The organism is Klebsiella sp. RCJ4, assembly GCF_009025755.1.
In the GTDB taxonomy this organism is placed as follows: domain Bacteria; phylum Pseudomonadota; class Gammaproteobacteria; order Enterobacterales; family Enterobacteriaceae; genus Klebsiella; species Klebsiella michiganensis.
Map to the genome: position 1 here is coordinate 38,667 of NZ_WCIN01000013.1, position 25,030 is coordinate 63,696.

General features: G+C 57.5%; 20 protein-coding genes and 4 tRNA genes. 8 read left to right on the top strand and 16 right to left on the bottom strand.

The window, feature by feature from the left end; all coding sequences use genetic code 11:
- Positions 1 to 50: 50 nt before the first annotated feature.
- From yigB to F8562_RS04795, 6 genes are all read right to left on the bottom strand, one after another.
- Complete coding sequence (gene yigB / locus F8562_RS04770) at positions 51 to 767, bottom strand: 5-amino-6-(5-phospho-D-ribitylamino)uracil phosphatase YigB (protein WP_014227468.1); 717 nt, start codon at positions 765 to 767, stop codon at positions 51 to 53.
- On the bottom strand, positions 767 to 1,669 hold the full coding sequence (gene xerC / locus F8562_RS04775; RefSeq protein WP_009651718.1) for a tyrosine recombinase XerC: 903 nt from the start codon (positions 1,667 to 1,669) through the stop codon (positions 767 to 769). The genes yigB and xerC overlap by 1 nt, the downstream gene beginning before the upstream one ends.
- Positions 1,666 to 2,373, bottom strand: coding sequence for a DUF484 domain-containing protein (locus F8562_RS04780; RefSeq protein WP_004097556.1), 708 nt, complete (start codon positions 2,371 to 2,373; stop codon positions 1,666 to 1,668). The genes xerC and F8562_RS04780 overlap by 4 nt, the downstream gene beginning before the upstream one ends.
- Entirely contained in the window at positions 2,370 to 3,194 is an 825-nt protein-coding gene (dapF, locus tag F8562_RS04785; protein ID WP_004127458.1) for a diaminopimelate epimerase, read from the bottom strand. Before dapF ends, F8562_RS04780 begins: the two co-directional genes overlap by 4 nt.
- Positions 3,195 to 3,219: 25 nt before the next feature.
- A complete protein-coding gene (gene lptM, locus F8562_RS04790; RefSeq protein ID WP_009651708.1) occupies positions 3,220 to 3,423 on the bottom strand; it encodes an LPS translocon maturation chaperone LptM in 204 nt (67 codons plus the stop codon).
- A 163-nt stretch (positions 3,424 to 3,586) separates the two neighbouring features.
- Positions 3,587 to 5,047: a PLP-dependent aminotransferase family protein gene (locus F8562_RS04795; RefSeq protein WP_151891889.1), complete on the bottom strand. Its 1,461-nt coding sequence runs from the start codon at positions 5,045 to 5,047 to the stop codon at positions 3,587 to 3,589.
- 132 nt (positions 5,048 to 5,179) lie between these two features.
- On the opposite strand from F8562_RS04795, the gene F8562_RS04800 reads away from it, so the two are divergent.
- From F8562_RS04800 to cyaY, 4 genes are all read left to right on the top strand, one after another.
- Positions 5,180 to 6,826 carry an amidohydrolase gene (locus F8562_RS04800; protein WP_014837080.1) on the top strand — a complete coding sequence of 549 codons (1,647 nt, stop codon included), beginning with the start codon at positions 5,180 to 5,182 and terminating at the stop codon, positions 6,824 to 6,826.
- 204 nt (positions 6,827 to 7,030) lie between these two features.
- Complete coding sequence (locus F8562_RS04805; RefSeq protein WP_049069449.1) at positions 7,031 to 8,707, top strand: MFS transporter; 1,677 nt, start codon at positions 7,031 to 7,033, stop codon at positions 8,705 to 8,707.
- Positions 8,708 to 8,793: 86 nt separating this feature from the next.
- Positions 8,794 to 10,377 carry an MFS transporter gene (locus tag F8562_RS04810; protein WP_014837078.1) on the top strand — a complete coding sequence of 528 codons (1,584 nt, stop codon included), beginning with the start codon at positions 8,794 to 8,796 and terminating at the stop codon, positions 10,375 to 10,377.
- A 44-nt stretch (positions 10,378 to 10,421) separates the two neighbouring features.
- Positions 10,422 to 10,742 carry an iron donor protein CyaY gene (cyaY, locus tag F8562_RS04815; protein WP_004097546.1) on the top strand — a complete coding sequence of 107 codons (321 nt, stop codon included), beginning with the start codon at positions 10,422 to 10,424 and terminating at the stop codon, positions 10,740 to 10,742.
- Positions 10,743 to 10,878: 136 nt separating this feature from the next.
- Here cyaY and cyaA read toward each other — a convergent pair whose 3' ends face one another.
- Positions 10,879 to 13,428, bottom strand: a complete 2,550-nt coding sequence (gene cyaA / locus F8562_RS04820; protein WP_009651720.1) for a class I adenylate cyclase — start codon at positions 13,426 to 13,428, stop codon at positions 10,879 to 10,881.
- A 346-nt stretch (positions 13,429 to 13,774) separates the two neighbouring features.
- Here cyaA and hemC point away from each other — a divergent pair, with 346 nt between their 5' ends.
- From hemC to hemY, 4 genes are read left to right on the top strand one after another with little or no spacing between them, the layout of a single operon-like run.
- Positions 13,775 to 14,716 (top strand): hydroxymethylbilane synthase, encoded by a 942-nt coding sequence (hemC, locus tag F8562_RS04825; protein ID WP_032693764.1) that lies wholly within the window; start codon positions 13,775 to 13,777, stop codon positions 14,714 to 14,716.
- A complete protein-coding gene (hemD, locus tag F8562_RS04830) occupies positions 14,713 to 15,453 on the top strand; it encodes a uroporphyrinogen-III synthase (protein ID WP_014837076.1) in 741 nt (246 codons plus the stop codon). The genes hemC and hemD overlap by 4 nt, the downstream gene beginning before the upstream one ends.
- Before the next feature lie 21 nt (positions 15,454 to 15,474).
- Positions 15,475 to 16,665 (top strand): uroporphyrinogen-III C-methyltransferase, encoded by a 1,191-nt coding sequence (gene hemX / locus F8562_RS04835; RefSeq protein ID WP_004097536.1) that lies wholly within the window; start codon positions 15,475 to 15,477, stop codon positions 16,663 to 16,665.
- Between the two features lie 3 nt (positions 16,666 to 16,668).
- Positions 16,669 to 17,865: a protoheme IX biogenesis protein HemY gene (gene hemY, locus F8562_RS04840; protein ID WP_014837075.1), complete on the top strand. Its 1,197-nt coding sequence runs from the start codon at positions 16,669 to 16,671 to the stop codon at positions 17,863 to 17,865.
- Between the two features lie 585 nt (positions 17,866 to 18,450).
- On the opposite strand, the gene F8562_RS04845 is transcribed toward hemY, so the two are convergent.
- The 9 genes from F8562_RS04845 to wzxE all read right to left on the bottom strand — a co-directional run bounded on the left by F8562_RS04845 (position 18,451) and on the right by wzxE (position 25,030).
- Positions 18,451 to 18,527, bottom strand: a tRNA-Pro gene (locus tag F8562_RS04845).
- A 45-nt stretch (positions 18,528 to 18,572) separates the two neighbouring features.
- Positions 18,573 to 18,659: transfer RNA gene (locus F8562_RS04850), tRNA-Leu, on the bottom strand.
- Between the two features lie 22 nt (positions 18,660 to 18,681).
- A tRNA-His gene (locus tag F8562_RS04855) sits at positions 18,682 to 18,757 on the bottom strand.
- 55 nt (positions 18,758 to 18,812) lie between these two features.
- A tRNA-Arg gene (locus F8562_RS04860) sits at positions 18,813 to 18,889 on the bottom strand.
- A gap of 102 nt (positions 18,890 to 18,991) precedes the next feature.
- Positions 18,992 to 20,377: a bifunctional threonine/serine APC transporter ThrP gene (gene thrP / locus F8562_RS04865; protein ID WP_014837074.1), complete on the bottom strand. Its 1,386-nt coding sequence runs from the start codon at positions 20,375 to 20,377 to the stop codon at positions 18,992 to 18,994.
- Between the two features lie 231 nt (positions 20,378 to 20,608).
- Positions 20,609 to 21,349, bottom strand: a complete 741-nt coding sequence (wecG, locus tag F8562_RS04870; protein WP_014227460.1) for a lipopolysaccharide N-acetylmannosaminouronosyltransferase — start codon at positions 21,347 to 21,349, stop codon at positions 20,609 to 20,611.
- Between the two features lie 11 nt (positions 21,350 to 21,360).
- Complete coding sequence (wzyE, locus tag F8562_RS04875) at positions 21,361 to 22,707, bottom strand: ECA oligosaccharide polymerase (RefSeq protein WP_014837072.1); 1,347 nt, start codon at positions 22,705 to 22,707, stop codon at positions 21,361 to 21,363.
- Entirely contained in the window at positions 22,704 to 23,783 is a 1,080-nt protein-coding gene (locus F8562_RS04880; protein WP_014837071.1) for a TDP-N-acetylfucosamine:lipid II N-acetylfucosaminyltransferase, read from the bottom strand. Before F8562_RS04880 ends, wzyE begins: the two co-directional genes overlap by 4 nt.
- Positions 23,780 to 25,030 (bottom strand): lipid III flippase WzxE, encoded by a 1,251-nt coding sequence (gene wzxE / locus F8562_RS04885; RefSeq protein ID WP_014837070.1) that lies wholly within the window; start codon positions 25,028 to 25,030, stop codon positions 23,780 to 23,782. The genes F8562_RS04880 and wzxE overlap by 4 nt, the downstream gene beginning before the upstream one ends.

Consider the following 25,030-nt stretch of genomic DNA (forward strand, 5'->3'; position numbering starts at 1 on the left):
CAACGTTCAGTACACCAGGCTACTGTTAATTTATACAGAACTACTGACGATTATATCAGCGAGGTCAGAGATGCCAACCGTGAAATTTCGATGTGCGGTAACAGGCGGCTGTCGGCGGTGCGCATCAGGTCTGCGCCCTGCGGTTTGATCCAACAGGCCTGCATGCCGCAGCGAATGGAGCCCGCCACGTCGGTCGTCAGATCGTCCCCGACGTGCAGAATCTGCCCCAGCGGCAGCGCCAGCCGCTCGGCTGCGAGATGATACATATCGGCAAAAGGCTTAGAGCGCCCGTCCGGACCGGCGCGCAGCACGAAGCGGAAGTAGTCGCTCAGGCCAAAAAGCTCCGGCTGGGCATTACCATTGGTAATGGCCACCAGCGGCCACTTTTCCGCCAGCTGCGCCAGCGTATCGTGCGTCTCCTGCGGGACATCGATCAGGCTGCGCCAGTGGGCGAAGTTCGCCATCGCTTCCTCGGCCCCCGTTTTCGCCAGCGCCGCAGAAAGCCCGGCGTTGATCATCCCCAGCTCCAGCGCGCGGCGGCGCCACTCGGTGACATCGTGGTAAATTTCCGGCTCTGACGCCAGCAGCGTCTGGCGCAGCCGGTTGAGTTCGCTGGCGTCAAATTGACTCAGCGACGGGTGGTAGCTGCGCACAAAGCTCAGCGACTCATGCAGCGTTCGGTCAATCACCGGACGGTTGTCATAAAGGGTATCGTCCAGGTCAAATGTCAGTGCTGAAATCTGGCCCAGAGGTCGGTAAAAACGCATTATTTCCCCCGTTTGGCGCGCGGATGCGCCGCATCGTACACCGACGCAAGGTGTTGAAAATCAAGATGGGTATAAATTTGAGTGGTGGACAGATTCGCATGACCCAGCAGCTCCTGCACCCCGCGCAGATCGCCGCTCGACTCCAGCATATGGGTCGCGAAAGAGTGGCGCAGCTTATGCGGATGCACGTGGCTGTTGAGGCCCTGCTTAATGCCCCATTCGGCAAAGCGCTTTTGCACGTTACGCGCGGAAATTCGCTTACCCAGCTTTGATAAGAACAGGGCGTCTTCATCAGCGCCGAACAGGCCGCGCAGGTCGAGCCAGTGCTCAATCCACACCACCGCGTTGCGGCCAATCGGCAGGCGGCGCTCTTTGCTGCCTTTGCCCATCACCCACACCTCGCCGGATTCCAGATCGAGGTGCTTAATGTCGAGATTCACCAGCTCCGAGAGACGCAGTCCCGCGCCGTACATCACTTCCAGCATCGCCCGGTCGCGTACCGCCAGCGGATCGTTAAGATCGATATCCAGCAGTCGGTTAACGTCGTCGACGTCGATATTTTTTGGTAAATGGCGCGGTGTTTTCGGCGCCGAAATCCCCTTCGCCGGATTAGCGGCCAGTTCGCCCTGGCTCACCAGCCAGTCAAAGAAGCTGCGTAAGGCGGAGAGACGTAAAGCCAGGCTGGCTGGCCCCAGCCCCTGGCGACGGCTGCGCACCGCCAGGCTACGGACCTGGGCAGCATCGCACTGCTGCCAGCTTTTCAGCCCGGCGCTATCCGCCAGCGCGATAAGCGTCTCAAGCTGGCGGCGGTAGTTCAGCAGCGTTATCGGGCTCAGCTGACGCTCCACGCCGAGATAGCGTAAAAAGCGTTCTACGGGCGTAAACAGCGGCGAGTCGGTCATGCGCGCTCGATCCAGCGCTCCAGCAACCCCGGGAGCATCGACGCAATTTCATGCAAAAGCTGCGTTCCCTGACCTTGCTGATAGTGCTGAGGGTCGCGACTGCTGAACAGCATCACGCCGGGCGCTTCATCTCCCCCCAGCAGCGACATCGCCACCGAACCCACGGCTTTTGCTTCCGGCAGCACCACCAGCAGTTCCGGGCCGTTTAATGGGCCAAGATAATGGCGCTGTTGCCCAAGACGCTGAATGCGAATCGGCTCAAACGCCTGACGGCTTATCGCCAGATGAGTGAATTTGGATGGCGCGCCGAGCCGCCAGCTGTCGGGAAACAGGCGCACCGTGGCGCCCGCCAGGCCCAGCTCGCGCGCCCAGCGATGAAAGCGGTTCAGCATTTCATCAAGGCTATCGGCCGCCGCCAGCCGCGTCTGGAGATCAAACAGGCGCTGAAACAGGCTTTCGTTAGCCGTCGCCTGGGCCATCAGCAGCGTCATATTCTCTTCCAGCACGTTGATATGGTTCCGCGCCCGCGCCATGTGCCATTCCACCAGCGAGACCGAACCACGTACCGGATGCGGCACCGACATATGCTCCACCAGCGCCGCATTACGAATAAAGAATTCAGGATGTTGCAACAGATAGTCCACCACTGCGCGATCGTTCAGCTCGCTGGCGAGTTCCTGCTGTTCTTCCCCGACTTGTTTCATAAATGAATAAATCCGTCATAGACATGTGCCGCCGGGCCAGTCATATACAGCGGTTGGCCCGGACCTTTCCAGGCGATATCAAGACGCCCGCCGGGTAATTCCACGCGGACCTCCTCGCCCAGTAACCCCTGCTGGATACCGACTGCCGCCGCCGCGCAGGCGCCGCTACCGCAGGCCTGCGTTTCACCCGCGCCGCGTTCATACACGCGCAGGCGAATATGGGAGCGGCTGACCACCTGCATAAAGCCGATGTTCGCCCGCTCCGGGAAGCGCTCGTGGTTTTCCATCACCGGGCCGAGCGTTTCCACCGTCGCGGTTTCCACATCATCGACCTGGATAACGCAGTGCGGGTTGCCCATGGACACCACGCCGCACAATACTGTCTGTTCAGCGGCGCGCATGATATAGGTCTTTTCCGCTTTGTTGGCGCGGAACGGCACCTGCGACGGTTCGAAGTTTGGCTCACCCATATTCACGCGCACCAGATCGTCTTCCGTTACGCTTAATACCATACGGCCGTTCGAGGTACTGACGCGGATGTCACGTTTATTGGTCAGGCCTTTCAGGCGCACAAAGCGGGCGAAACAGCGCGCGCCGTTGCCGCATTGCGCCACCTCGCTACCGTCGGCATTGAAGATGCGATAGTGGAAGTCGAGCTCCGGATCGTAGGGCGGCTCAACCACCAGCAGCTGATCGAAGCCCACGCCAAGATGCCGATCCGCCAGACGACGAATCAGTTCCGGTGAGAAAAAAACATTCTGAGTTACCGCGTCAACAACCATAAAGTCATTGCCAAGGCCATGCATTTTAGAGAACTGCATCATCTACTCCAGCAGCGCGGAACTGTCAGTAATTCACCTGGGTCGGACCACCGCTATCACCGCGATCGTTACGATCCGGCGTAGAGCTCTGGATACCGCTATCAACCGGTTTAGTCGGCGGAGGCGCCGTTTTATCCGCTGGCGGGAAATAGAGCGGCCCTTTCAGACCACAGCCTGTGAGGCTGAGGACCGCAAATAAAACGGCAAGCGCTGGGAAAACGTTTTTCATGGATAGTAGCCCGTAATTCATTCTTTCTGTTTTCTATCATCGCAGGAGAAGACGTAAAAGCAAGCGTTTAGGGCAGCTTTATGACATCTGAAAAGCGGCTTTCCACCAGGGTTACAGCGCAAACGCGTTGGTAGATATACGCTGAGTATTTATTTTAGCAGGGTCACTGCCAGCATTTTTTTAGCGCCTGTATCGACTGCACAATATCCGCTTCCATCACGCCGGCAAATCCCAGCACCACGCCGTAATGATGGCGGCTTTCAGGCGTACCGGGGATCCACAATGCGCTCAGCGGCGTAATTTCCACGCCTGCCGCCTGGGCCTGGCTAACGAGACGGGTTTCTGTTTCAGCATCATCCAGCGTAATCGCCGCATGTAACCCCGAGGCCACTTCCGGCATCACGCCAATAGGGCTCAGATGCTGATTCCACTCGGCCAGCAGCAGATCGCGACGGCTTTTACTGATTCTGCGCATTCGCCGGATATGGGGCTGGAAATGACCCTCCGAAATAAAGCTCGCCATCACCTGCTGGTCGTTCATTGGCGGCTGGCGGGTGGATAGCATACGCAGCAGGTTCAGCGGTTCCACCAGCTGTTGCGGAACCACCATGTAGCCCAGGCGTAGCGCGGGATACATCACTTTGGAAAACGAACCGATATAAATCACCCGATGGCGGTTATCCAGCGCGGCGAGCGGCATCAGCGGCGTGCCGTTATAGCGATACTCGCCGTCGTAATCATCCTCCATAATCCACGCCTGATGCTTTCTGGCCCACTCCAGCAGCGTCATCCGCCGCGATAGCGAGAGCGTCGCGCCCGTCGGGTACTGGCATGACGGGCTCACGTAGACCATCCGGGCGTCGGGATAATCCGTCAACTGCGCCGTCTGAAGCCCCTCATCATCAACGTTAATCGCTTTAATATTCAAACCAAGGCAGGAGAATACGCCCGCCGCCGCCCAGTGGCAGGGGTTTTCCATAATGACGTCCTGCCCGACGCGCAGCAGCAGCGCGGAACAGAGCATTATCGCCTGTTGTGCGCCAAGGGTAATAATCACCTGAGCCGGATCGCACTTCAGGCCGCGCGAGGTATGCAGATAGCTGGCGATAAGCTCGCGCAGCTGTAAATCGCCCGCCGGAACGCCGTAACCCATTTGCGCAATGGGTCGCCGCCGCCAGAAGCGGTTTTGCAGGCGCGACCAGGTATCAAACGGGAAATGGTCAATCGCGGGCATGCCGATGCGAAAAGCCTTCGGCGGGCCATCGTGCACAAAATGGCGATTAAACCGCGCCGTCAGCGGCAGGCGCGAGTCGACGCGTAAGGCAGGAATTTCAGGGACGTCGGGGCCTTCGTCAACCTCCTGCCCGCGATAACGTATATAGGTGCCGTCGCCCTGTCGGGTTTCAATCAAATCGTCGGCATATAAACGCTCGTAGACCGAGACCACCGTATTGCGAGAAACCCCCAGCAGCCGCGCCAGCTCACGCGTCGCGGGTAGTTTAGCCCCGTGAAGACCGGGCGTATTCACCATCTTCTCTCTCAGGGCGCGATAAAGCTGCTCGCTACGCTTTCTGCCAGCATCCAGCTTTATTCCCGTTAAATCAAAAGGCAGAGCAACCGACAAATTGGCACCTTAATATCGTGGGTTTTTGGTCCTGTTATACATCCAATATGACAATTAGCATAGGCGCATTAATACTCATGATGAAAGCGACGCCTTTCATCGCTCTCTGAACCCTCAATGATTGAGCCTACTATGTCAGCATCAGAAATCACGATTTTTGCCGCTAAAAAAATCATTACGATGTGCCCGAACCGCCCGGAGACCACCCATGTCGCGGTGCGCGGCGACCGTATTTTAGGCACCGGCACGCTTGAAGAACTCACCGGCTTTGGCGAATACCAGCTGGACGAGACCTTTGCCGATAAAGTGTTAATGCCCGGCCTGATTGAAGCCCACTCGCACGTCACCGGCGGCGGTATGTGGCAATTCCCCTATGTGGGTTACTACGATCGCCCGGACCATACCGGTAAAGTCTGGAAAGGCTGCCGCTCTTTTGACGACGTCGTCAGCGCGCTGCAGGCGGTGGAACGTGAGATGACCGATCCGCACGCGCCGCTGATCGCATGGGGCGTTGATCCCATTTATTTCGGCAGCGAAAAGCTGGGTCGCGAACATCTGGACCGCGTCTCAACCACCCGTCCGGTCGCGGTTATCCATATGAGCATCCACCTGATGGGCGCCAATACCGCCGCGCTGCACGACTGCGGAATATTTGACGACTGCCAGATTGAAGGCGTGGTGAAAAATCAGGACGGTACGCTGCACGGCGAGCTGGTGGAGTTCGCCGCCATGGGGCCAATCCTGAATAAATATGGTTTCTGGGACGAACTCACCACCGAAATCGCCATCGCCAATTTCGGCCAGGAAGCATTTCGCGCAGGCTGCACCAGCGCAGCCGATATGGGTCTGACCGATTTCAGCAATCCCGAGCTGATGACCAACTACATCCGCATGACCCGTGAAGAGGACTTCCCGATTCGTCTGCTGGTGGCCTACGGTCCTCCTTTCGTCAAAAAACCCTTCCAGGAAGCGCTGGATTTCGCCCCGGACGTTATGCGTCACGGGCACGAAAAAATGCACTTCGGCCCGATGAAAATCTTCCTCGACGGCTCTATCCAGGGTGGGTCAGGACGGATGCTGGAGCCCTTCTATTATCTGGATGGCCACAACGGCGCGTGGAACGCCACGCCGGAAGAAGTGGAGCAGCAGGTCTACGACATCATGTCCCGCGGCTACCAGGTTCACTGCCACTGTAACGGCGACGAGGCCTCGGAAGCGTTCATTAAAGCCGTCGAGAAAACCCTGAATCGTATTCCGGCAGTGAACCACCGCGCGGTGATGCAGCACGCGCAGATGCTGCGTGAAGATCAGTTCAAACGCATCAAAGAGATGGGTATGGGCGTGAACTTTTTCAGCAACCACGTCTATTACTGGGGCGATCAGCACTACAGCAAAACCATGGGCCCGGAGCGCGCAATGCGTATGGACGCCTGCGGCAGCGCGGTGCGCCACGGTATTCCTTTCGCCTTCCACAGCGATTGCGGCATCACCCCCATCAACCCGCTGTTCACCGGCTGGTGCGCGGTGAACCGCCTGACGGCATCCGGGCGCGTACTGGGCGAAGCGGAAAAAATCTCCGTCGATCACGCACTGCACGCGATGACCCTCGGCGCGGCATGGACCATGAAAATGGACCATCTGATCGGCAGCATCGAATGCGGTAAATATGCCGACTTCACCGTGCTGGAAGACGATCCGCAGGCCATCGAGCCGGTTCAGCTTAAAGATGTGAAGGTCTGGGGCACCGTGCTGGGCGGTAAGAAACAGCAAATCCAGTAATCCTGTTGCGAACATTATCCACCCGGCGGCGGCGTCGGGCGGATAGCTATTGCACAAAATCATTCACGTTGCATCAAGGCGGCACCTGAGAGAATCCCCGGTCACTTACTACAGTAAGCGACCGGGGTGAACGCAGGCAGCCAGCACAGAGGCAGCTTGAAGGATGATGTGTAGATTGCCTGAAATTAACCACAGAACACGATCATGACGACAAATTCAGTAATTAACTCTCCCGGCATGTCGCGCAACGCGGCCGCCGATACGGCGATGAAATGGTTGCCGCTGCTGGTACTGTGCCTCGCTCAGCTTTCGACATCCGGCGATAATGCCACGCTGAGCATCGCTACCGGCGCGCTGGTCAAAGACCTGCACGCGTCAATGGATCTCATCAGCATCGCCAACGCGATGTATTCGCTGGCCGCGGGCTCTCTGATGGTCGCCGCCGGGATGGCCGGGCTTATCGTCGGCTGGAAGAAAACCTTCCGCATCGGCTGCGCGCTGCTGTTTCTTGCCGAGCTGACCGCTTATTTCTCACCGAACATGCTGGTCTTCACCTACGGCGCCCGTCTGCTTTCCGGTATTGGCGGAAGCTTTATGATCCCTTCGGTGCTGGGGCTTATCGCCAGTAACTATAAAGGCCGCCAGCAGGCGATCGCCTTTGGCGCGATCGGCGCGGCAAGCGGCGTCTCCTTCGCCGCCGGTCCGTTGATTTGCGGCCTGCTGGTTGACCACCTCGGCTGGCGCGCCGCGTTTGCCGCTATCGCCGGCCTGTGCATCGTGATCTTCAGCGGCTCTTTCCTCGTCCCTACGCCGGCAAAACCTGAACGCAAAGTGGTGTTCGATCTGCCGGGCGTCGTCCTGACCGTTATCGGCCTGTTCAGCGTGATCCTCGGCTTCCTGAAAGTCTCGAGCTGGGGTCTGTTTACGCCGTTTAACGCGCCGTTCACCGTCATGGGTCTTAGCCCGGCGCCGTTCCTCGTCCTGTTTGGCCTGATCGTGCTGGCGATTATGCTGAAGTGGGAGCGCCATCGCGAAGCCACCACCGGCAGCGCGCTGATCCCGCTGTCGTTCCTCGCAACGCCGCAGGTGCGTAACGGTCTCTATCTGACGGCGTTTATCTTCCTCGCCTACGGTTCCGGTATTTTTGTGACCGTGAGCTTTGTACAGGTGGTTGCCGGGCTGAACGGTATTGAAACCGGCTTGCTCATTCTGCCGTTTGCGCTGGGCGTCGTGGTCTTTTCGCTGGGGCTGCCGATCGTCTGGAAAAACGCGAATCCGAAACGGATGTGCCAGAGCGCGCTGCTCATCGGCACGCTGGGCTCCGTGTTGTGCATCTTCGGCTTCGGCCCGTCCGATTTCAGCATGATCGTGCCGGTAGGGATGTGTCTGATTGGCATCAGTATGGGCATCGTTTCCGCCTATTCCAGCTATATTGTTACCAGCGCCCTGCCGGCGCGCGATGCGCAGCAGTCCGGCGGCGTGCAGGCGACTTCGCGTAACGTCGGCCAGGCAATCGGCGTGGCGGTTTGCGGTATGGTGATGCTGACGGCGGTCACCATGACGGTACAGGATATGGCCAGCCACGACGCTTCGCTAAGCCAGGATACACAGCAGAAGGTGGCAAATCTTTCCGTTATTCCTTATCTCAGCGATACGGGTTTCTCAACGCTGATGCTGGACCAGGGCGTGAATCAGAAGGATGTAACGGAACTCAACCAGGTCTATAAAACCGCCCGCCTGAAAGCCACGCGAGCGGGGATGGTCGCCACCGCGGTCATGACGCTGCTGTTTTTATTCGGGACGCGCAATCTTCCCGTCCGCGCCAGGGGTTCTGATGACGCAGCAGGAGAAGAGCCGCGTGCGAAGAAGTCGAAAATCTGAGTTAAGATCGAAAGATAACTAACAATAACGCGCCCCTCCCGCGAGGAAGGGCGCGTTTTGTCGTTTCTATCAAAAAGGAACACGCTGTGACCACCAACCCTACACCGACAAACTGGTTACCTTTGGTTGTCTTATGCTGCGCACAGTTTCTGGCTTCCGCCGATAACGTGACGTTAAGTATCGCCACGCAGGCGCTAATGAACGATCTGCACGCCACGCTTGGGCAGGTCAGTACAGCGAATACCATGTATCCGTTGGTTGCGGGCACGTTTATGGTGGCAGGCGGAATGCTGGGGTGTATCTGGGGTTGGCGGATGCTGTTTCGCATCGGCTGCCTGATTTTTATCCTCGCCGAAGCCTGCGCCTTTTTTTCGCCATCGATCGCGCTCTTTACCTGGGGCGCGCGTCTGACCGCCGGGATAGGCGGTAGCCTGATGATCCCCGCCGTTTTTGGCCTGATCTCTGCCCTGTATCAGCAGCGACGACGGGTTGCCGCCTTTGGCGCGCTGGGTGCCTCCAGCGGCATTTCATTCGCCTGTGGTCCAATTGTATGCGGATATTTGCTGGACCACGTCGGCTGGCGCATCGCGTTTGCCTCGCTTGGCCTGCTGGCGCTGCTTATCCTGCTCTGCTCCGTCATCATCCCGGCATCAGAAAACAAACGCGCCGCTATCGCCTTCGATACCCCGGGCTTTCTGTTAGGCACCCTGGGGCTGTTCCTGACGATTTTCGGTATTCTGCGCATCCCGGTCTGGGGGCTGGTTATGCCCTTCGACCCGGCAGTGAGCGTTCTCGGCCTGAGCCCCGCCCCTTTCGTTATTCTCTGCGGCCTGATGGTGCTGATGATGATGCTGCGCTGGGAACGTCATTTTGAAGCCACCACCGGCCACGCTCTGCTCCCCGCGGTTTTCCAGAAAACCCGCCTGGTGCGCCACGGGCTCTATCTCACCGGTTGGATATTTTTTGCCTACAGTTCGGCTATTTTTACCGTGGTGAGTTTTGCGCAGATTGTTAAAAGCGTATCGGCGATGGAAACAGGGCTGCTGATACTCCCTTTTGCGATATGTCTCGCCGCCTGTTCGCTGGGCCTGCCGCTGTTTATTCAGCAGCGAAACCCTCGCCGCCAGTGCCAGATGGGGCTGACGGCGGGAATCGCCGGCGCTCTGGTCGCCGCCGCAGCGCTGCACGTAACGGGGTTTACCCCTGTACTGATGGCGTCAGGGCTTTGTTTAATCGGCGCGGGGATGGGCACCATCGCGGCCAATGCCCCGATACTGGTCACCACTGGCGCAGGGAATCGGCACGCCGAACAGTCCGGCGGCGTTCAGGCCGCCTCGCGCGATATCGGGCAGGCATTAGGAATGGCGTTAATCAGTACCGTCATGCTCACGGTGTTAACCTTCCTGATGAAATATCAGGTACAGCACGACCCGGCAATGGGCCTGGCCGCCCGACAGGCCATCGGCCATCTCACGTTTATCCCCTGGACGAGCGATCGGACTTTCCATCAGCTTATCCAGACACAAAACCTGGCGCCCGGCGATCTCTCTGGCCTTCTTCAGCATTATCAACAGAGCCGGATGCTGAGCGCGCGTTACGGGCTGCTGGCGATGGCGATCGTGACGTCTCTACTGCTGATCCGCCTTCGCCATCTGCCGAAGTCATCGTAGATTGCGCTATACTGCCGCCACGATCAAAAAAGCGGGAAAGAACCATGAACGACAGTGAATTCCATCGCCTGGCCGATACCCTGTGGATGACCATCGAAGAGCGTCTCGACGACTGGGATGGAGACAGCGATATCGACTGCGAAATCAACGGCGGCGTGCTGACTATCAGCTTTGAAAACGGCAGCAAAATTATTATCAACCGCCAGGAGCCGCTGCACCAGGTGTGGCTGGCGACAAAACAAGGCGGCTACCATTTCGACCTGAAAGGCGACGAGTGGGTATGCGACCGCAGCGGCGAAACCTTCTGGGATCTGCTGGAACAGGCGGCGACCGCGCAGGCCGGTGAAGCGGTGAGTTTTCGCTAAACGCGCGTGACTCGAGTTCCCCGGATTGCGGCTAACGCCGTATCCGGGCGACAAAACCCATATCACCACGAAGCCCGGGCAAGCGAAGCGCCCCCGGGAAATTTACCTGCGCCGAATGACAGGTCTACGCGGCGGGTCATGAGTAGTGCTGCAACATCGATGATGTCGCGGAATCCTCACCTGCAGCAAGGGTGGCCGCGGCAATCACCTGGCTGCGGAACGGGATCACCTGTTCGCGGCCGTCGACGTCGACGATTTGATAAAACTGCGGCAGGTTAAAGTTGATAAAGCTGGAGCCGTAGGTAAAGCGGTCATGCGACGAAGAGTAGAAGCGGCTGACGTCGCGTACCAGCTCTTCTTTGCTGCCTTCGCAGTGGTGATACACCTCGGCGCGGTTGCTCTCATCAAGGATATAGATGTTAAATCCGTTATCGTTATCCGCATCTTCAAAGAAGAACTGAATAATCCCTTCGCTGGCAAAACCATCCACCACCTGCGGCAGCCTGACGTGGTTGGTTTCCACCTGCACCGACAGGCCGTGCAGTTTGTTATGCGAAATCGCGCCGTAGAATTCGATGGCGTTTTCCAGCTTCTGTACCGAGACGTTAAGACGCTCGAAGAAGAGTCCCCAGGTCTGCCCGGAAACGCGTAGCGCTTTAAAACGGCCGGTATCCTGACGGGTGCTGGAAAGACGCAGCTCAACGCATTCAGACACCAGCTGCTGCACGCGAGTGCGGATCAGGCCGCGCAGATGCTGGCTATAGCAGAAAACTTCCACGCTATCCGGCGGCGCGGCGTCCTGGTGCATCTTGCCAAGAATGGTTTTCAGCGCTTCGATCATCGCCTGCTCGCCGTTAAAGTGCAGCGTACGCACCTCGTTCCACGAGTTGCGGTACAGCAGATCGATGCTGCCAATCAGGCACTTTTGCTCTTCGCCGAAGCTGAAAACATCCAGCTTGCGGAAGTCGAAATGCACCACCTGATTGCGGAAGGCCGCCGTCGGGTCATATTCGAGGTTGACGATAATCGCCAGGTGGCGAATTTCGCAGGGGCTATACAGCGCTTTCGGCGTCGGAGACGGCAGGCGCAGCGGGAAGTGATGCGCCACATCGGCCACCATCTCCTGCAGTTTCGCCAGATCGACAATCCCGTTGCCCTTAATAAACAGGCGAGTGCGTGACGTCAGCAGGCCGTTAAACCAGGCCCAGGCCACCAGCTTATTAAGATAACGGTTATATTCCAGCGGCTGATGGCTGATGATCGATTCCATGTCCGGCGCGCGGTTATAGACATACCAGCCGGTACGGTTGGCACGGCCCGGCGGCACGTGGATGAAAGTCAGATTCGGCTCAGACAGATCCGGCGAAATTTGCGGGTTTACCAGGGTCACTTTCCCCGGCAGCGCTTCAAAGGCGGCGTACAGCTTACGCGTCAGCACGCCAATATCCTGCGGGCTGGCGGAAACGCTCAGGTTATTACGGCGCGCAAAGCGAATCAGGTTGCGATAGCTCTGCATCATCGCATCAAGCAGTTCGTTGTGCGCTTTACGGACTTCGTCAATCTTCCAGTTGGCCCGGTTATCGAGCATCATCAGACGCTTTTCATCCCAGCCCCACTCTTTCACCAGGTGGCTGACGACTTCACGGCGCCAGCCGACGCAGGCGCGCTCGCGGCTCAGCTTCTCGCACACTTTTAAATAGAAACATCGACGCACCAGATCGAGGCGCGTTTCATCTTCGATGGCCTGCAGATAGAGCGTGACGCGCTCCAGCATCATGCAGTAAGGGTCAAGGCCAAACGATACAATTTCACCATCATGCAGGCGCTGCTTGATATCTTTCGCCAGCAGACGGTTGTTGGGGTACTCCCAGGAGTACGCTTCCAGCAGCAGCGTCTTCAGCACGGCCTTATAGGGCGAGTCGATACTTTTATACAGCTGCCACAGGCTGGCGCCGAAGTACTCTTCTGCCGAGAGGGAACTCAGGCCGCCGAGATCCAGCCATTCGTTCGGCGTCAGCACGCCCTGCGCGTAGAGGCTCATCACGTAATCGTCGTAATGCTCTTCTTCATCGCACGGCACCATATTCCACAGAATACGTTTCCCGGCAAGGCGCACCGCGGTACGGTAAAACTCATCCAGCAGCAGGATGTGTTGAGTTGAGCCGCAGTCTTCACCGCCCAGGCTGCCGCTTTCGTTATGGCGGAAGCGGTTTTCGTCGATCAGGAAGAAGCTGACCTCAACGCCCAGCGACGCGGCCCAGCTCTCGAGCAGGCTACATTTGCGCTGCAGCAGCTGGCGCTCTTCGCTATCCAGCCATGATTGGTGGCAAACCCAGATATCCAGGTCGGAAGAGCAGCTTTGGCCGACGGAAGAAGTACTGCCCATAGAGTAAAGGCCGGTGATCGGCAGCTCGCCTTTCGGCGGCTCTTTGGCCAGCATTCCACGGTTGAGCTCGAGTTCATCAAGATAGTGACGTTGGGTTTCATCAGGCGTGTAGAGGCAAATGCCACGGGGAACGTTACCGTCAAGGTAACCCGGCATCAGCGGATGATGATAATGTAGTAATGTCGGCAGTAGACTGTAAACCTGCTGGAAAGCGGGTCCCATGGCAGCAAGGGCGCGATCCACGCGCAATTGGTTGATGGCATCCAGTCTCTGTTTCAGTGTCTCAATATAGAGGTACAAGACATATCGCCTGATGTTCAAAAACCCGACGTACAATAGTACGGAGAGTTTCAGTATTTCAACAAAAACCGTCACCATTCGTCGTCGGTGTGGTTGTGATGAACTGCTGACTGACAAATGGTTTAAAACGTGATCAATCTAACACCTTGCTGATTGACCGTAAAGAAAGATGAGCTACATACAAGTGTAGCACCCTTTACTACGTGTAAATTCTTCACTACGTTTGCGGCAACCCGCAAACGCATGAAAGGCTAAAAAAATGGCCGCGACCCTTAACCCCACAAAACTAACATCCCTAAGACAACAATGTTAGGATGGTTAGTGGTCGACTATGACGGTAACAAGCATGTTAGACAAAGTTTTGAGAATTGCCACACGGCAAAGCCCGCTTGCGCTATGGCAGGCACATTATGTGAAAGAGCGCCTGGAGTCCTGTCATCCGGGGCTTTCCGTTGAGCTGGTGCCTATGGTCACCCGCGGCGACGTGATCCTTGATACGCCCCTTGCAAAAGTGGGCGGTAAGGGCCTCTTTGTGAAAGAGTTAGAGCTGGCCATGCTGGAAGGTCGCGCCGACATTGCCGTCCATTCTATGAAGGACGTGCCGGTGGAGTTTCCCGAAGGGCTGGGGCTGGTGACCATCTGTGAACGCGAAGATCCGCGCGACGCCTTTGTCTCGAATCACTACGCTTCCATTGATGAACTCCCCCACGGCAGCATCGTTGGCACCTCAAGTTTACGCCGTCAGTGTCAGCTGGCCGCCGCGCGGCCGGATCTCACGATCCGCTCCCTGCGCGGCAACGTTGGCACGCGTCTGGGCAAGCTTGATAGCGGCGAGTACGACGCCATTATTCTGGCCGCCGCAGGACTTAAGCGCCTGAACCTTGAGGCGCGTATTCGTCAACCGCTGTCCCCGGAGCAATCTCTGCCCGCCGTCGGCCAGGGCGCGGTCGGCATTGAGTGTCGCCTTGACGACGAATGGACCAAAACGCTGCTGGCCCCGCTGAATCATACGGAAACGGCCATCCGCGTCCGCGCTGAACGGGCGATGAACACCCGGCTTGAAGGCGGCTGTCAGGTGCCTATCGGCAGCTATGCCGAACTGATCGACGGTGAGCTATGGCTGCGCGCGCTGGTTGGCGCGCCGGATGGCTCACACACGGTACGCGGCGAGCGGCGCGGTCGCCCGGAAGATGCCGAAAGGCTGGGTGTCGCCCTTGCCGAAGAACTTCTGGATAACGGCGCTCGCGACATTCTCGCCGTCGTCTACGCAGGAGAAGCGCCTCAATGAGCATTCTGGTTACCCGTCCGCTGCCGCAAGGCGAAGAGTTAGTCAGCCGCCTGCGCGCGCTGGGACGCGTGGCCTGGAGCTTTCCGCTCATTGAGTTTACCCCGGGCCGTCAGCTCCCTGAGCTGGGCAGCCAGCTGGCAAGCCTCGCCGCAGGCGATTTACTCTTCGCGCTATCTCAGCATGCCGTCGAGTTTGCCCACGCTCGCCTCCAGCAGCAGGGGCTGCGCTGGCCCACGGCGCCCGACTATTTTGCCATTGGCCGCACCACCGCGCTGGCCCTGCATAAGGTCAGTAATCGACAAGTTCGCTACCCGTTAGATCGGGAAATCAGCGAAGTCTTGCTACAATTACCTGAATTACAAAACATTGCGGGGAAAAAAGCGCTCATCCTGCGCGGCAACGGCGGGCGGGAATTACTCGGTGACACGCTTCGCGAACGCGGCGCTGATGTCACTTTTTGTGAATGTTATCAACGTAGTGCAAGGCACTACGATGGCGCAGAAGAAGCAATGCGCTGGCAGTCTCGCGGGGTTTCGACGCTGGTCATCACCAGCGGCGAGATGCTGCAGCAGCTCTGGACGCTAATACCACAGTGGTATCGCGAACGTTGGCTCCTGAGCTGTCGCATTTTCGTTGTCAGTGAACGTCTGGCCGAGCAGGCCAGGGAATTGGGCTGGCAGGATATCCAGGTTGCCGATAGCGCCGACAACGATGCGCTGCTACGCGCATTACAATAACTCTCAACATTGGAAGCCATAATGACGGAACAACAGAATCAATCCGCCGTGGTTGAAGAGACCAGGGAGGCCGTGGAAACGACGCCACAGCCAGAGAAGAATGTCGAAAAGAAAAACGGCGGCAGTAAAACCAGCCTCGCCCTGAGCGCTATAGCTATCGCTATCGCCCTCGCCGCTGGCGTAGGCCTTTATGGTCTGACGAAGACCCAGGCAACCCGCCAGAGCGAAGCCAGCGCCGGGCTATCCAGCCAGATCGCCGCGCTGCAAAAAGCGCAGGAGAGCCAAAAAAGCGAGCTTGAAGGCATCATCAAGCAGCAGGCCGACCAGCTGACGGAAGCGCAGCGTCAGCAGGATTCTCTGGCGAAGAAGCTGGAAGAAGTGCAGGAGAAGGTCGCGGTCATTTCCGGCAGCGATGCAAAAACCTGGCTGCTCGCGCAGGCTGATTTCCTCGTAAAACTGGCCGGACGTAAGCTGTGGAGCGATCAGGACGTGACGACCGCCGCCGCGCTGCTGAAAAGCGCCGATGCCAGCCTCGCCGATATGAACGATCCGAGCCTGATTTCCGCCCGTCGCGCCATTACCGACGATATTGCTTCGCTTTCCGCCGTGAGTCAGGTCGACTACGACGGCATCATTCTGAAAGTGAACCAGCTCGCCAACCAGATCGATAATTTACGCCTGGCGGACAACAACGACGATGATACCCCGATGGATTCCGATAGCGATGAGCTATCCAGCTCCATTAGCGAGTGGCGGGTAAACCTGCAAAAAAGCTGGCAGAACTTTATGGACAGCTTTATTACCGTTCGCCGCCGCGATGAGACCGCCGTGCCGCTGCTGGCGCCAAACCAGGACGTCTATCTGCGCGAAAACATCCGCTCCCGTCTGCTGGTCGCGGCGCAGGCGGTTCCGCGTCATCAGGAAGAAACCTACAAACAGGCGCTGGATAACGTCTCGACGTGGGTTCGTGCTTACTACGACACTGAAGATGCCACCACCAAAGCCTTCCTTGAGGACGTGGATAAGCTCAGCCAGCAAAGCATCACCATGAACGTACCGGAGAGCCTGCAGAGCCAGGCGCTGCTTGAGAAACTGATGCAAACGCGGGTACGTAATCTGATGGCGCAGCCGGCTGAAACCCAGGCCAGCGCCCCGGCTCCCGCGCCGGCACCTGCTGCCCACGCGCCAACGCCTGCGCCACAAGGAGAGTAACGCATGTTGAAAATTCTCTTACTCTTCGCGCTGCTGCTTGCCGGGATCGTGGTCGGTCCGATGATCGCGGGTCATCAGGGCTACGTCCTGATCCAGACCGATAATTACAACATTGAAACCAGCGTCACCGGGTTAGCGATCATCATGATCCTCACCATGGTAGTGCTGTTTGCCATTGAGTGGCTGCTGCGGCGCATTTTCCGCACTGGCGCACATACCCGCGGCTGGTTCGTGGGCCGCAAGCGTCGCCGCGCGCGTAAGCAAACCGAGCAGGCGCTGCTGAAGCTGGCGGAGGGCGATTATCAGCAGGTTGAGAAGCTGATGGCGAAAAATGCCGATCACGCTGAGCAGCCCGTTGTGAACTACCTGCTGGCGGCAGAAGCCGCCCAGCAGCGTGGCGATGAAGCCCGCGCCAACCAGCATCTGGAGCGCGCGACAGAGCTCGCCGGCGACGACCTGATACCTGTCGAAATCACCCGCGTACGCCTGCAGCTGGCGCGTAATGAAAACCACGCCGCCCGCCACGGCATCGACAAGCTGCTGGAGATCACGCCGCGTCATCCGGAGGTCCTGCGCCTCGCCGAGCAGGCCTACATTCGTACCGGCGCCTGGAATTCGCTGCTGGATATCATTCCATCAATGGCGAAAGCCAACGTCAGCGATGAAGAGCACTGTGCCGAACTGGAACAGCTGGCGTGGATTGGCCTGATGGATAAAACGCTGGCCGACGGCGGCAGCGAAGGTCTGCGCGACTGGTGGAAAAGCCAGAACCGAAAAACCCGCAGCCAGGTGGCGCTACAGGTGGCAATGGCTAATCGCCTTATCGAAAGCGACGACCATGATACCGCGCAGCAGATTATTATCGAAGGTCTGAAAAAGCACTACGACGATCGTCTGGTGATGCCGATCCCGCGGCTGAAAACGAATAATCCGGAACAGCTGGAAAAGGTGCTGCGCCAGCAGATCAAAACGGTCGGCGACCGTCCGCTGCTGTGGAGTACGCTGGGACAATCGCTCATGCGTCACGGCGAGTGGCAGGAAGCTAGCATCGCGTTCCGCGCAGCGCTCAAGCAGCGCCCGGATGCGTTTGACTACGCGTGGCTGGCCGATACTCTTGACCGCCTGCATCAGCCGGAAGAAGCGGCGACGATGCGTCGCGACGGCCTGCTGTTAACCCTGCAAAACAACCCGCAGCAGTAATGCCCTTCTCGCCTCCATCGGGGGCGAGAATCTCTTCTCTTCCCGCCTGAGCGTTTCTCTATCCCTGAAAAGAAAAAAACGCCTGCTCTGAAACCAGGGCAGGCGTTAAAACAGGTCTGTTTGACAACAAATTGGGTGCTTCACTCAACGTAGTGTCCATGGTGTTTGATGAGGCTATATGGCTTCATCCTTCACGCTGTCTCTTCGTTGGCTGCACACGCTCACCCCAGTCACTTACCTTTGTAAGCTCCTGGAGATTCCCGTGCTGGCCGTCTCGACACATCATGAATGATTTAGCATATAAAATGCGACATCTGTCAGTGGACGATAAGCACCGTAAAACGGCTCTGCATCATTCCTGAGTTTATGAGGCACTAAGGCGAACATAAGAGATGGAATGAGCATCTACCCGTTTATTATCGCACAGGATCGGTAGAAAATGCATCTATCCGCACAAGGAATTGGGACTATTCTGGACAATAAATCGCATGATGATTAGCGAGATATTTTTTGCGATATCAGGGAGATAGGAACGTTTTTGCAGAAGCGGAAAACAAAAAACCCCGCCGAAGCGGGGTTCAAAATTGGTCGGCGAGAGAGGATTCGAACCTCCGACCCACTGGTCCCAAACCAGTTGCGCTACCAAGCTGCGCTACTCGCCGATGTACTGCTTTTTTGAATTTTTAGTTCAATTCTTTATAAAGTCGTGGTGCGAGGGGGGGGACTTGAACCCCCACGTCCGTAAGAACACTAACACCTGAAGCTAGCGCGTCTACCAATTCCGCCACCTTCGCAATATCACAACTTTCTAAATAATGGGGTGGCTAATGGGATTCGAACCCACGACAACTGGAATCACAATCCAGGGCTCTACCAACTGAGCTATAGCCACCACTGCAAATCTTTTACGCGGTATTGAAACCACCGCAGCTCCAGCACCGGGTAAATGGTGCGCCCGACAGGATTCGAACCTGAGACCTCTGCCTCCGGAGGGCAGCGCTCTATCCAGCTGAGCTACGGGCGCTTAGCGCCGTTGCGGGGTCGGATAATACGGACTTCCTACCCCGCTGTCTAGTGCCTTTTTAAAGAAAATTATTGTTTGCTCATGCTTTGTGCGTTTTGTTGCTTATTGCGCCACATTATCAACATTTCCGCGTCGGCCAAGGCCAAATACCTTATAAATAAGCGTCACGGCGGCGAGGAAAATCATTCCGACAAAGAGCGACATACGCGTATCGTCGTTAAATCCCATCCCTATCAGCACGCAAATCAGGAACGCCATGGTCAAATAGTTCGCCCACGGGAACAGCAGCGAGCGAAACGGATGGCTGGCCATCGCTTCTTTATGCACGAAACGAAAACGCAGCTGGCTAATCAGAATCACAAACCACGGCACCATCCCCGGCAGCACGCTGGCGCTGTAAACGTAGACGAAAACTCGCTGTGGATTAGGGATAATGTAGTTCAGGCACGAGCCGACCAGCAGAATCAGGATCGACAGCGCCACGCCCGCTGACGGCACGCCGTTGCGCGAAACTTTGGCGATGGCCGCGGGCAGCTGACGGTTTTTTGCCAGCGCGTAGAGCATGCGGCCGCAGCTGTACATGCCGCTGTTACAGCCGGAAAGCGCCGCCGTGAGCACCACAAAGTTGATAATGCCCGCCGCCGCGGTGATGCCGATTTTGGCAAAGGTCAGTACGAACGGACTGCCGTTGGAGCCAATTTGATCCCACGGGAAAATAGTGACGATCACAAAAATCGCCCCGACATAGAAAATCAGGATTCGCCACAGTACCTTGCCAACCGCGCTACGCAGCGTAACCTGCGGATTCTTCGCTTCACCGGCGGTAATCCCGATAAGCTCGACGCCCTGATAAGACGCGACCACGATGCACAGCGCCGTCAGGAAGCCCTTCCAGCCGCCGGCGAAGAAGCCACCGTGCTCGGTCAGATTGCCAAAGCCAATGGCGTGCCCGCCGTTGCCAAAGCCAAAGAAAATAACGCCCAGCCCCACCACGATCATCACAATAATGGTGGTGACCTTAATCATGGCAAACCAGAATTCAATTTCGCCGTACAGCCGTACCGCCGCGAGGTTGGCCAGCGCCACCAGCCCGACGGCAATCAGCGCCGGTATCCACTGCGCCATATCCGGGAACCAGAACTGCACATAAACCCCGATTGCGGTAATCTCCGATATCCCGACCGCCATCCACATAAACCAGTAGGACCAGGCGGTGAGATAGCCGAAAAATGGGCTCATATAGCGGTGTGCGTAAACGGCGAACGATCCGGTTACCGGTTCGAGGAACAGCATTTCGCCCATCGAACGCATGATGAAGAAGACAAAGAGCCCGGCGATAATATACGCCAGCAGAACCGAAGGTCCGGCCCACTTCAGCGTACTGGCCGCGCCCATAAATAACCCGACGCCAATTGTCCCACCAAGAGCGATTAGCTCAATGTGCCGCGCCTCCAGTCCTCGCTGAAGTTCCGCTTTTTTCTCAGTCATATAGCCTCTTGTGTTTGCCCTGCTCCGGGTTTAAGCGCATCCCAACCGGGATGTGTCTATGCCGGTTATTTTTATTGAATGAATAGCCCTGCCTGCGCGACGGTAAACTGACCGTCGCGTTTTAAGCATGCGAATGGTTAATGAATTTGAGGGAAATGGCAAATAAAGTATCAGGCGAGTGAAGACATTACACAGAATACCCAGGTAAACCCGCCCGCTTGCAGTGGAATGTCACAGCTTATCGGTGTAATGCCAGCGTAAATAGCGCAGCAGGCGCGCCTGCCTTTTTATGCGGCTCGGCTGCGAAACCAGGCGATAGAACCACTCCAGACCCAGGTCCTGCCAGAACTTGGGCGCCCGCTGGACGTGGCCGGTAAAGACATCGTAGGTGCCGCCCACGCCCATATACAACGCCTGCGGATAAACGTCCCGACAGTCGCGCATCAGGATCTCCTGACGCGGCGAGCCCATCGCCACCGTGACGATCTTCGCCCCGCTATCGCGGATACGCTCAAATAGCGCCTGACGCTGGTCAGCGGCAAAATAGCCATCCTGGCTTCCAACGATATTCACGTTCCAGCGCTGGCGAAGCTGCTGCTCCGTCTGCGCCAGCACCTCAGGCTTGCCGCCGATCAGAAATACCGGCGTTCCCTGAGCGCCTGCGCGCGCCATCAGGGCTTCCCATAAATCGGCTCCGGCGACGCGCGACACCTGAGCCTGAGGGTATTTTTTACGTAATGAACGTACTACGCTGATGCCATCAGCGTATTTGAATTCTGCCGCTTCAATCAGCGCCCGGACCTCGGGGCTGTCTTCTACCGCCAGCATCTTCTCTGCATTAATCGCCACCAGCGTTCCCGTGCGGATCTCACCATCGGCGTACAGATAATCCAGAGCGTGTTGCATATCGCGCCAACCAATGAGTTGTAGCCCTCTCAGCAGGTACAACGGCGCGGATGTGGTCTCAGTCATGTACACCCTTATCAGACTTGAGGTTGCGTCAGCGGTTTGGCCCGCCGGTGAATCAGCCCCACGCTATCCAGGAACCAGTACAGCAGTTTTGCCGCCAGCAGGCAGATCCCAAAGATAACGAGGAAAAAAACCACGCGAGAGCCAAATGAATCCAGCCCTTCACGCGCCAGCACGATCATGTTGAAGATAGCGCCAAAACAGAAACTGTGCAGAATCGCCGCTTTATAGCGGTTCGTTTCCCGGTTGCCAAGCTCGTACAGCCAGTCAAACCATTTAATAATCAGCCCAACCGCCACCGCGCCCAGCGGGACGAACCAGACGCCGCCCATCACCACCAGCGAGCCAATCAGGGTCGGCGAAATCGCCAGACCAGAATGATTATTCAATACTTCCCAGGTGAAATAGTTCGCGGTATTGAGCACCATTGTCGGACGACCGTGCCACAACCAGCTGGGGATAAAGACGTAAAAATCCCGGATGATTGGCGCCAGCCCCTGGAACTCAATCTTGTCGTAATTTTGCAGCAGCAGGGCCAGATTCTCCCACGGTGAGAAGGTGTCGCGGGTCAGATAGAGGAAAGTATAAAACGCCTCATCGCCGCTGACGTTCATGCCATAGCGCTTCAGGGCCAGCCAGAACATACCGACGATGCCCAGCACGCCCGCCGCCGCCAGCATCCACAGGCTGATCCAGCCGCGAATGATGCCGATAAACAGGAAGATGGCAAACGCGATGATGATATTCGCCCGGGTGCCGCCAACGATGGCGTAGGTCAGCAGGCCAAAGGCGACGGTGCTGACAAGGAAGAATATCCACGCTTTATAATCCTGACGCAGAAAATAGACCACCAGCATTGCCGGGATGAAAAAGTAGAAGAAGCGCTTTAGCGCCACGCCGGAGACTTCGCTGGAGAAGATCTGGCTGTAGGAGTTGAGCTTGAATAACAAGAAGCCGTTATGCGCAAAGAAGATGCCGACGCAAAGCAGCGCCAGCCCCAGCAAAATGCCCCAGGTGAGGTGGGCCTCCACGCGATTCATCGTAAACAGCGGACGATGCGGATGACCGTGCGTCGCCGACCGTAGCCGCGTTTTATAAGTCACGTAATAAACCGCATAAAAGCAGACGGAAACCAGCAGGGTTTGCAGCAGAATTTCCGGCGGGGCGACCGCGACGTCAAAGCGGAACACCAGAATACTGGTCAGCGGGAAGCCAAAGAAAAACGTCAGCAGATACAGCAGCGAGAAAAAGACGTTGAAGTTGAAGCGTACGCGACGAAATTCAAAGTACGTGGCGGTGGCGATAAATAGCGTCGACAGCAGCCAGACCAGCAGCAGCCCGCTAAATTGCATTAATGTCATGCGTCCACCCCCGCAGCAATTCGCAACGCTCGTCGCCAGCCCGTCAGGTAATTCGGCCGGAAAAAGGCGATTTGATTTTTATCTACGCCGGCCAGCTGGCGCTGCGCTTCACGCACAACGCTCACGTCCAGCGCATCGCTGGTAAAGAGTACCGGAATATGCTGCTCCGACATATCCTGCCAGAAGGGATTCTCCCGGTTCAGCACGCAGGGGATCCCCGCCTGAATCAGCAGGCACAGCGTGCCGATACCCTGCTGGCGGGCAAACAGGAAGTAGCCAAGATCGCAGCGGCGCAGCAGGGCAAGGTAGTCATCAAACGCCAGCTTGTCGCCCAATACCTGGAAATGCTGCGGGCTGAACAGCGCCGCGCCGGCCGCGCGGACTTCGTTGATATAGTCGCCATTATTTGCCGGATAACCCATCGGCACGACAACGTTAACCGTATCGCCAAACTGCTGGCGAATCGCACGCAGCGCCGCGATATGCTCGTTGCTACGGTCGCCGGAATTACCCACCAGGATAGTCAGCGTGTCGCCGCGCGGCGCGCTATCGGCGAGCGAATTCAGCGCCGGATCCATGCGGGTCGGAAAGTAGAGTAGCTCTCCCGCTACGCCAGAGTGGCGGGCGGCGAACCAGCTCAGATCGCCCCGGGTCGCAAACACGCGGCCTACCCGGCCCTGCGCCAGACGCCGCAGGGGATAAAACAGGCGAAACTTCAGGCTCGCGGAGTTCTCGTACAGATCCGCTCCCCAGATATGCCAGTTAAACTGCGTCGGGCGGATCCCGCCGCTGAGCAGCGCCAGCCACAGGCCGGTATTAAACTGGCCGTGAAAGAAAAAGCGCTGCTGCCGGTTCGCCTTTGCCAGCGCGATAACCGCCTTTGCCAGCGACTTTTTCCCCGGATAGCAGCGAATGGAGAGTGCGGGATAAGCGGCGCAAATTTCTGTCGCATCACCGACGACCATAAACAGGCGAGCCTGTTCGTCATCCACGGCCAGCTCATCATTAAAGAACCGCAGCACGGTCTGGTTGTGGTGCGGGATATCCGATCCCAGTACATGTATCAGTGCTGTCATGCCCGTTTACGCCAAAGTAAAAACACGCCGCTGCAGAGGGCGAAATAAACAATATAGGTAGCCATATACGCCTGCGCCGCGCCGATTGCGCCGTGCGCCGGGATAAGCCAGTGCGAGAATGCGGTCAACAGCGTGAACTGGCTGATTTCCGTCAGAATATAAAAACGCAGCGAGGCTTTGGCGATCACCAGATAGCCATAAACATAAGCCCCGACCTTTAATACATCGCCCACCAGCTGCCAGGCAAACAGATCGCGCATCGCCGTAAAGCGGTCGGAAAAAAGTAGCCAGATAGCGAAATCACGCAGCAGCCACACCGTTAAGCTCGCTGCCGCCACCGCCGGGAGGACAAATTTTAACGATTTGCCAATCTCGCGGGTGATATCCGCTTTCGCCGTCAGACGGGACAGCGTTGGTAAAAGATAAACGCTAAATGACGCGGTAATAAACTGCAAATAGGCGTCGGAGATGCTGCTCACTCCTTGCCAGATCCCCACCGCGTCCCAGCCATAGTGGGCCGCCAGCAGGTTACGCATCATCACGTAGGCGACCGGCAGCGTCACCGAGGTAATCAGCGCCATCAGGGTAAATTTCGACAGCTGCCCCGCCAGGCCGTTGTCCCAGCGCGGGCGCAGCGCGCTTAGCGGAATATTGCCGCGACGCCACAGTACGATAGCCGTCGGCACCACCACCAGCGCCGGCACCAGCGCCAGCCCCAGCAATGCGCCCTGATAGCCGCCAAAACGGTAGCAGGCATAGTACGCCGCCACGCCAATCAGGCTTCCGGCGATAAGCGACAGCGCATTACCCGCCGCATCGCGAAAGCCTTTCATCAGCGCTAACAGGAAATTCGCCCAGGCAATCCCCATCTGCACCAGCGCCACCAGCCGTACCAGATTCTGGTAATGTTGATGACCGAATAGCCCCTGGCTTATTGGCGCGGCCGCCAGCAGGAAGATCAGCGCCAGCAGGGTGGAGAAACCGAGTACCATCGCTGAAGCGGTGCCAACGACGTTGTTCAACTGCCGGCGATCGTCATGATGCTGGGCCACCAGCTTCGTGACGCCGTTGAATATCCCGGCCCCCGCCAGCACGCCAAGCACGGTCACCAGCTGGCGGAAGTTACCCGCCTGCCCCACGCCAGCCGGGCCGAACGACACGGCCAGCAGTTTTACCACCAGCAGACCGGCGCCGATTTTGACCAGCGTGGACGCCGCGGTCCACAGAGACGCTTTTGCCAGCGACAT